6 protein-coding genes and 1 pseudogene are annotated in these 8,482 nt (G+C 31.9%); all 7 read right to left on the bottom strand.

Annotated features, from left to right (window positions below; translation table 11 throughout):
* On the bottom strand, nt 1-262 hold a 262-nt coding region (locus tag ACPYKA_RS05860), incomplete at its 3' end, for a LysM peptidoglycan-binding domain-containing protein (RefSeq protein WP_479541451.1).
* A 157-nt stretch (nt 263-419) separates the two neighbouring features.
* The gene (locus ACPYKA_RS05855; RefSeq protein ID WP_479541450.1) at nt 420-896 is read right to left on the bottom strand and encodes a PIN domain-containing protein; all 477 of its coding nucleotides are present in this window, start codon (nt 894-896) and stop codon (nt 420-422) included.
* Nucleotides 897-1,279: 383 nt separating this feature from the next.
* The gene (locus tag ACPYKA_RS05850) at nt 1,280-3,658 is read right to left on the bottom strand and encodes an AAA family ATPase (protein ID WP_479541449.1); all 2,379 of its coding nucleotides are present in this window, start codon (nt 3,656-3,658) and stop codon (nt 1,280-1,282) included.
* The gene (locus tag ACPYKA_RS05845; RefSeq protein ID WP_479541448.1) at nt 3,645-4,367 is read right to left on the bottom strand and encodes an ABC-three component system middle component 1; all 723 of its coding nucleotides are present in this window, start codon (nt 4,365-4,367) and stop codon (nt 3,645-3,647) included. Before ACPYKA_RS05845 ends, ACPYKA_RS05850 begins: the two co-directional genes overlap by 14 nt.
* Nucleotides 4,364-5,755 (bottom strand): ABC-three component system protein, encoded by a 1,392-nt coding sequence (locus ACPYKA_RS05840; protein ID WP_479541447.1) that lies wholly within the window; start codon nt 5,753-5,755, stop codon nt 4,364-4,366. The genes ACPYKA_RS05845 and ACPYKA_RS05840 overlap by 4 nt, the downstream gene beginning before the upstream one ends.
* Before the next feature lie 437 nt (nt 5,756-6,192).
* A pseudogene (locus tag ACPYKA_RS05835) lies at nt 6,193-6,455 on the bottom strand (helix-turn-helix domain-containing protein).
* Between the two features lie 545 nt (nt 6,456-7,000).
* Entirely contained in the window at nt 7,001-8,329 is a 1,329-nt protein-coding gene (locus ACPYKA_RS05830; RefSeq protein WP_479541452.1) for a sigma-54 interaction domain-containing protein, read from the bottom strand.
* Between the last annotated feature and the right edge of the window lie 153 nt (nt 8,330-8,482).

Below are 8,482 nucleotides of genomic sequence, written 5' to 3'. Positions count from 1 at the left end.
CGATATAAATCATGTCAGAAGATAAGTTGTTCCATGACTTCAAGTTCGAAACGGTGACGCCATACTGTTTCGCGATACGTGACAGTGTATCTCCTGATTTAATGACATAAACAGTGGCATTCCCGGTCGCCGGTTTATTCGGCTTGCTTTTTCCAGCATTTGAATTTTTCGGTGGTGTTGAGCTGCTAGAATTACCAGGATTGGTTACATGGAATACATTGCCTGGATAAATTAGCGTCGTATTCAGATTGTTCCACTTCATTAGGTTCTGTAAAGAAATACCGTGGCGAGATGCAATTCCACTTAATGTGTCTCCCGCTTTTACAGTATATGTACTTGCGGAACTACTTTTATTGTTTGAACTTGGTTTATTTGACTTCGCTGGGGTTGATGATGACCCAGATGTTTTAAGTACCTGGTTAGGATAAATGATATCGGAAGTTAGGCTGTTCAGTTTCTTCAATGTTGAATGTCACATTTACTTCTTTAAAATAATCTTTTAAATTATCATGAATCACTGCTGGATTTGCAGGATCGCTAAAATCCTTTTTGTTGTCTGTTACAAAATATACCTTATTATATTCTAAAGTGCTATTTTTTAGATTATCATACAAAGTAAAAAAGATAGATGCATCTGCCGATTCGTTTTTCACCGTATTATTACTTTGTGAAAACTCGTTGTAAAAGAAAGGTGCTTCTTTGTTTATAGACTTCTGAACAATAACTTCTTCTACTTTCTGTGTTCTTTTTAATATTTTTGTGTATACAGAATCATTTAGTATCTTATCTATCCTCTTTGCTCTTTTCCCGTAATTGTACCTATATTTTCTAGCTTGCATTCTTTTAATTTTATCCAATGCATTTTGTAATTCAAGCTTTTCTTCATTTTTATCCATATACCTTATTAAGTCCTTATATTTATTAATTTCAGTTATACTTTTGCCGATAAAATCTTTTTCACTTTTATGAACATGTTTTTCCCATTCTACTTAAACCTGATCAACCAATAATAAATGACATTTCCCTGTTATTACCGCTGTAAGAAATTTGTTAAATGTTTTAGTGTCATGTAGACCAGGTTCAAATAAATTCATCAAAATATTAGTGTCTAAACATAGAGCAATATTTTTATCCATTATTTCTCACATCCTTCATGCTGGAATTAAAATTTAGAGCTTACATTTAGTGGTGAAAAATCTGTAAGCGTTGATACATTACCTTGGTATAATATTGTAAAGTATTGGCATTAATCAATGATAATCAGTTTTAAAAAACGCTACTAATTTATAGACATTAATAAGTGATCTTTAACATTTAATTTCATTGCATTTAAATTATATTTTTTAAATTTATAACGTAAATATCTAGATACATCCTCTTCATGTGTAGATATGATAATTTGTTTATGTGAAAATTCATTTCTTAGCAACTCTGTGAAAGAAGCAATATTAATTTCATCCATAGTTTGAACAGGGTCATCAATTAATATAATATCTAAAGACTGGTTTCCGTAAACTTTATTTAATGCGAGCGTAAAAGAAATCACCAATGCAGATAACTGACCTGAGCTTAAATAATTTATAGCATCATGATCATAATTGTTATCAGAAACAAACTTAATACTTTTTGCCTCGCCATCGGGACTCTCTTCAATAAATATTCCCAATCCCATTTGATATTCCTGGATAACTTTACCACTATAAATATAGAAGGGAATCTCTATATCTGTCATAATCTGATTCCAATGCTTTTTAATTTCACTATCATATAAATCCATTATATCCTTTAACTCTTCAATATTAGTGTCTAATTTTAGATCTAACTCTTCTAGACCAACTAAATTTTTATTTTCTAATTCCACCAATTTGGAATTATAACGATAAAATAGATAGTCAATATATTTCTTTTTCCGTTCAATTTTCTCTTTGTCTATAGCTTTCACTAGTTCCTCGGATTTCTGAAATATATTTTGATATAGATTGTCAAATTGTTTAAACTTAGGGTCTGATTCTGAATAACCAGCTTTCACATTTTTCTTTTGCTTACTAAGATGTTCATATAATTCCTCAACTTTATCATCTATATCTTTAATTGCCTTATTGTACATGTTATTTACAAATGATTGATAATCGACATTGTTTTCTTTACACCAGCCTTGAAATCCTCTGATTTTATCTTTGTTTTTCATCGCGTTCTTAAGCTGTTCAAAGAAATCTATGTTCACTAATGCTGATTCTTCTAATTCGTTATTTATATACAACAATATGGCATTAATATGTTTATTATATAACTCTTCAATTTTCCTTTCTAATAAATCTGTTGCATTATCATAATAAGTTGAAAAAGATTTTCTTTTTTCTTCAACCTCACTAAATAAGGCATCAAAGTTTACCCAGTCATATCCGCAAAGTGGGCATTCTCCGTGTTTATCATTAGTTTTGTCGAGTACATGTTTAAAGTGAGTTAGTAACTTTTGTCTGGTATCATTTAAATCTTTAACAAGTTTTGACAGATCGCTTGCGCTATTCTGCTGGTCTATAATGCTTTTTATGGTTTGTTCTATGTCTTGTATATTTAAATCAAGGTCTAGTTCTTTGTTGAGATTATTAAAATTAACTTCCTTAAGATTTTCCATTAAATTTTCCCTTATCAATTTTTCCTTTGTTTTCAAGAGCATTTGCTCTCTGTTATATTGTTTTTCAATTTGCTCATAATCATCAATAAAATTATCGGCAATTATGATGGTTTTCAGTAGGCTTTTATTTGATGCTATTTGATTGATCCCTTTATTAAAAACACTTTTTTTAAACTCATCAAAGTTCTCAATGAAATCTTCAAGCTCAATTAAATCAGCGATATATTTATCTCTTTGTTCTTTTGATGCAATTTCTATCGCCTTTTTATCCCATTCTGTATTAGTATTTACCGGTAATAATGGTGCATATTTGACTTCATCCCTAGCTTTTTCACTTGTCAATCCTCTATGTAATTCAATTCTATTCTTTAATTGATCTATCTCAATTGATACTTTCTTTTTTTCGGACATCAAGATTTTACGAACACTTGAGATCTTCTCTAGCTGCTCTTGTTGGATATGAGTATCAAATAAATGATTAATTGCTTCCATTCTCTTTTTACCAGGTTGCTTTAAAAAACGGGTGTTATCTTCTTGCTGAATGTAATAGAATAATTCATATAGTCTTCCTAAGTCCTCATTAATTCCTAAGAGATCATAAATTTCGGCTTGTTCAATTTTTTTAGATTCGTTTATATCTGTATTAAAATCATTTAACATATAAGTGTTAAACAGTCTCCAGTTATCAGGTCTTCGTTCTCTTTTGCCTAATTGAGGTTGAGGGGTATACCTTTTGATAAAAGTGTAGGTATTACTTTCGGAAACGAATTCAATTTTAATTATGGTTTCTTTTGTATTATCTTTACTAAATAATAAAGTCTTATAACCGGATTGCTTGTTGTAATTTTCTATTCTTGAGACATTCCCTGTTAGAACTAATTCAACAGCATCAAATATTGTTGTCTTTCCGAACCCATTTGGCCCATCTAAAACTACCAAGTCTTCATCAATAAAATCGATGAATGCTTTATCAATTAGTTTGAAGTTTTCAATGTATATTTTTGATATTTTATAGGTCTCCATCTTTGCTCACCTCCAGGAAATCGATTATTTTACCTCTAAGATTGTCTGAGTCTTGCATCAAATTATTTAGTGAGTCTAATGATTTATTTCTCAGTTTTGTTTGTTCAAGACTTAACGAGCTGTCGATGTTATCAGATAAATCGTCTATTTGCCGATTGGCATTTTTAAGATTTAAGAAAGGAAGTTTTATAAATAACTTGGACACTAAATTATATGTTGATTCTAGATAAGGATTAGATTTAAATGATAGAAATTTATCGTGACTATATAAAATATCATAAATGAAATCTAAAGATAGTCCCAATGCAGAAACTTCAGCTTCATGATGAATCATCTTTACCTCTTCTTGCGTATATGTCAAAACATATTTTTTAAAGAAATATGGATCTTCTTCTATACGATATATTGCCTGATTTATATCTTCTTTAGGTTCAAGTGTATTGCGTTTAGCACAGATTATCATTGATAAATTTTTGTCCATTTGGGGATCATACTCTTCTTCTAGTTCCATTATATTTTCATAGAATTTATTAAAATCAATTTGATTCTTTAGGATACTCGATATATCATCAAGGAATAGCACTAAATAATAATTTATCTTTTGATTATCTAAGCTTATAGCAAAAAATGAATCAGTATCTTGATTATTCGGCAAGTCTATAACTTTAAAGTTGCTTTCGGTAAAGATGATGTTCATAATTTCCTTCACTTGTTTAATTCCTCCTTAGCTTGGTTTAGATCTACTATTCTAATTTTCTTTATTTTTGTAAATTTGTCATTTCTATCTTGTTCATTATCTTTCTCAACCTCTGGAACTAGATCTATTCTAGAAGCAGCTCTTTCCAATGAATCGGTTTTTACCTTATGCGATATCATAGCCTCCACCTCATATAGAAACTCGTCTAAATCATCATTTTCTAAAATATCACTTGCTAATTCTCCTACGATTATCTCTTCTGAGACCAAAGCTAGAGTAGGATCATGGTCTATTGTAGTAGGTAGGTAATTTTCAGTTTTATTATTAATTCTTCTTTGTAAAAGATGTTTGTTATCTAACCTTTGTTTGACCATAATTAATGTCGAAATAAGCGACGTTTTCAATCCATTTACTGGTATGAGTTCCCGGAACTTCTGTATATCCATTTTCCGTACAGTGATATAAGGAGTTACTTTCTTACAGAACTCAAGAAATTTACTAGTATCCAATAGATTAATTTGCGCAATGAATTCTTCAGCCCTTTTTAAATCTATTTCATTTACTCTTTTGCTTTTAAAAAGAGTGTGTAAAAATGACTCGCTGGTTTTATAAAAGGAATGTCTTAATTGTTGAGTGTAATATTCTTCTGAAGCCCTTTCCCAGTCTTCCTCTAATATTTCATAAAATTCTTTCATATTTATCACTACTGGGGGAGTTTTTGTTCCCAAGGCTTGCTCTTCTCTATGTCTAGAAGTAATATGCTCGTTTAGGTGGTTAAGAATATTTAAAAATGCTCTATTGATTTGTTCTTCTGACTCACTCTTACCCTGTAGATTATAATACTCCTTTATTTGCCACTTTATTTTATTATCAATTTCAGTAATCCCACAAAAGTCTACTTCACTATTATCCGTACGATATTTATATTTATAAATTTTTTTAAATATCTCATTGTAAGCACTATTATCTGTAATCAACTTATAATAATAGAATGGCGTGTAATCCCTTTCATTCTTCTTTTTGGTTGGAGGATCAAGGGTTATTAATTCTTCTTCAATTTTATCTGTGGATAATATACTCTCTGATGTATGTAAAAATACCTGCTGAATATTCTCTTCAAATGCTTTTCCTAATAAATTCCATATAGAATCTTTATATTTGCTAAGCGTTGTATATTTGTAGGACTTAACTTGGTGAATTGATATATATGTATCATCTACTTTAATTGCAAAGTCTTCATACCACTCTAATTCCAGGGAATATCTCGATAAATCTACACCCTGTTTTGAATTTATAAAAGACAACGCAGAGTATATGGCAACTTTACCTTGATAATTATATCCACTCCAACTTGGAATAGCGCTATGGAACTTCTGATTTTCCTCTATTAAGGTAGTCATAATGGGCTCCCTTCTTAAAATATACTGTTTTTTTATATAATTCCTTGTCATTTAATGATTGTTATTAAAATTTTCACAAGATTTGGATGGAATTATTCTTTTATTAATTAAAATATAGCATAACATATTTAGTGGGGAAAATTAACTAATTACAATTAATTAGTTACACAGGGGGTAATCGTAAGTTTATAGTGGGATTTTTTCTCAGACAATGAACATTACTGAATGAGGGGAAATGTAAATATCCAAATAAATGCTCACCACAGGATAAAATCTTAATTTAAAATAAGCCTATTCCATTATGATTTGCTCTCCACTATCTAATGTGATACTTAATTCAATCTGTTTTGCAAATGCCGGGTATTGCTGTTTATATCAAAAAGGCTTCCAAGAATAGATTAGCTCCTTGGAAGGATTTTGAAATGTAGACTTTTCAACTACTCATCCGTTAAATCAATAATCTCCCTAATATCGTCAACACCCAAAGCACCCGCTATTTTTTCTATATGCCGGAAGTTAAGTTTTCTCTTTTGTGGTTTGATAGCTCTCTTATCGTCGCATGTCGAATATCAGTTAAGTGGGACAGTTCTCTTAGTGATATATTATTTTCCACAAGTAATTCTTTGATTTTTATAACGACTTTTTCCCCATAGGCCCTCCCAATAAAAAGGTATTTGAGTATATGAAAAAAGTAGCACATATACTTCATGAAAATGTGGTACTAATAAACATACCTCACGGAGCGAAAAATTAGTAAATCAAGTTTGTATTTATTGAAGACTAGGGGGGATATCTTACCTGATTGTATCCTTAAGAGTATATTGCAAAAAGTTAAGATTATACGCTTCTAGATGCGGATTTAGTCATTAATTAGGAGGATGGATCACATGCTAAGGGAAAAATGCTGAAAGAAGATCTTGTAAGAAATCTGTATCGTAAACTTGCCTTAGTAGAGATTGAAAGAGAACTCATTAAAATATCCTGTAGTTTGATGGAAGATGATGTATATACGTTGATGATGCAGTAGGCGAATTAATGGAAGTTATAGATTTAATAGAAATGGAGCGGCAGGGGATTGTGAGTGATATAGGGATTTTTAATTGATTTAGATAACTTCAGACAGTCTGCAGTTCTGGATGTTAATAATTCGATCCAGGAGTAAGGCGTAGGGATAGTCACTATACTTCGCCATACAATTACACCCCAGAAATTAGATTTTTAACTCTAACTTTTGGGGTGCAGTCCCTAGGTAGTCTTTTTTATACCGTATTTTTGAAGCTTTCGAACAACGGTAGGTTGACTGACACCTAATTGACGTGCCATTTCAGTTGTACTTTTGCAGCGCCCGTAAACATTTTGCAATATCTGAGTTTCGAACTCTTGCATCATCTCTGGTAAAGTTTTCTCCCCTAATGCCTTGAAGCTGAAATTGTTTTCTTTTCGATAATTGGAGATAAACTCTTTTGGTATATGCTCTTGCTGTATAAGATTGTCCTCAACGGTTAAAACCAATCTCTCCATTAAATTTGCTAATTCACGGACATTCCCTGGCCATTCGTAATGAAGGAGGTGATCAATAACTGCATGATCCAATACCTTTTCTTGTTGATGCCGTTGATTAAATTTTTGTGTTAACTCGATAATTAGGGACAATAAATCTTCTCGTCTCTCTCGTAAAGGAGGAATCGGAATATGGATGACCGAAAGGCGGAAATAGAGATCTTCTCGGAATTTCCCATCTTCAATCCTTTCTTTTAAATTGACATTGGTAGCAGTGACAAGTCTGAAGTCTAACGATATAGGCGTCGTTTCACCAACACGGATAAACTCTTTCGATTGTGTGAAAGTAAGTAGTTTTGCTTGGAGATTCATGGGCAATTCGCCAATTTCATCTAAAAACAAGGTACCGCCTTTCGCCTCTTCAACCAGTCCTTTTTTTCCTTTTGGATTAGCCCCGGTAAAAGCACCAGCATCATATCCGAACAATTCCGATTCAAGCAGGGATTCAGGGATACTGCTGCAATTAATCGTGACAAACTTACCCTTTCGCCCGCTTTGGTTATGTAAATATTCAGCTAGTAACGTCTTCCCAACTCCTGACTCCCCAGTTAAAAGAACGGATGTGTTGGAACATGCAACACGATTAATTAAACTAACGACATGTTTCATTGGTTCGCTTTTCGCGATAATATGGGGAGTCGCTGACTGCTTGTTTTGTAACTCCTTTAGTTCACTTTTAATGGTTTCCATTTCACCTTCTATCATTTTTACATACAACTTCATTTTTTCTAATTCGGTGACGTCTTGAGCATAGGTAACAACATATTTGATGTTGTTCTTGTCATTATAAACAATATTACCTGTAACAAGCAGCTTTTTACCGCTTCTAGTTTCTTGAATAAGTGTTTGTTTTTCGCCTGTTTCCAGTACGCGCTTCACAACCGATGGGTAAAACACTCTCTCTTTTTCCAGCTGCATAACGGAAAGGCCGATGATATCGTTTTTCTTAATATTTAACCAAAGCTCGACGGAAGAATTCGAATATACAATGTTTCCTTTGGAGTCTGCTACAATGACATCTGTATTTGATACTATCCACGATTTCCTCCCAGTCCCAATATTTATCCAAATTCATTAAAAATTCCCCCTTTAGTCTATCTTAGCAAATGTTATTTAATTTTGTATAGATTATTCACTTTTGTATAGAAATAAAAAAGCTCAATTTGA

Origin of the sequence: Pseudogracilibacillus amylolyticus (SeqCode), from assembly GCF_051918545.1 — a bacterium.
Taxonomy (GTDB): Bacteria; Bacillota; Bacilli; order Bacillales; family Amphibacillaceae; genus Pseudogracilibacillus.
Note: the sequence above shows the minus strand (reverse complement) of the source record. Positions and strands in the feature narration are given on the sequence as shown.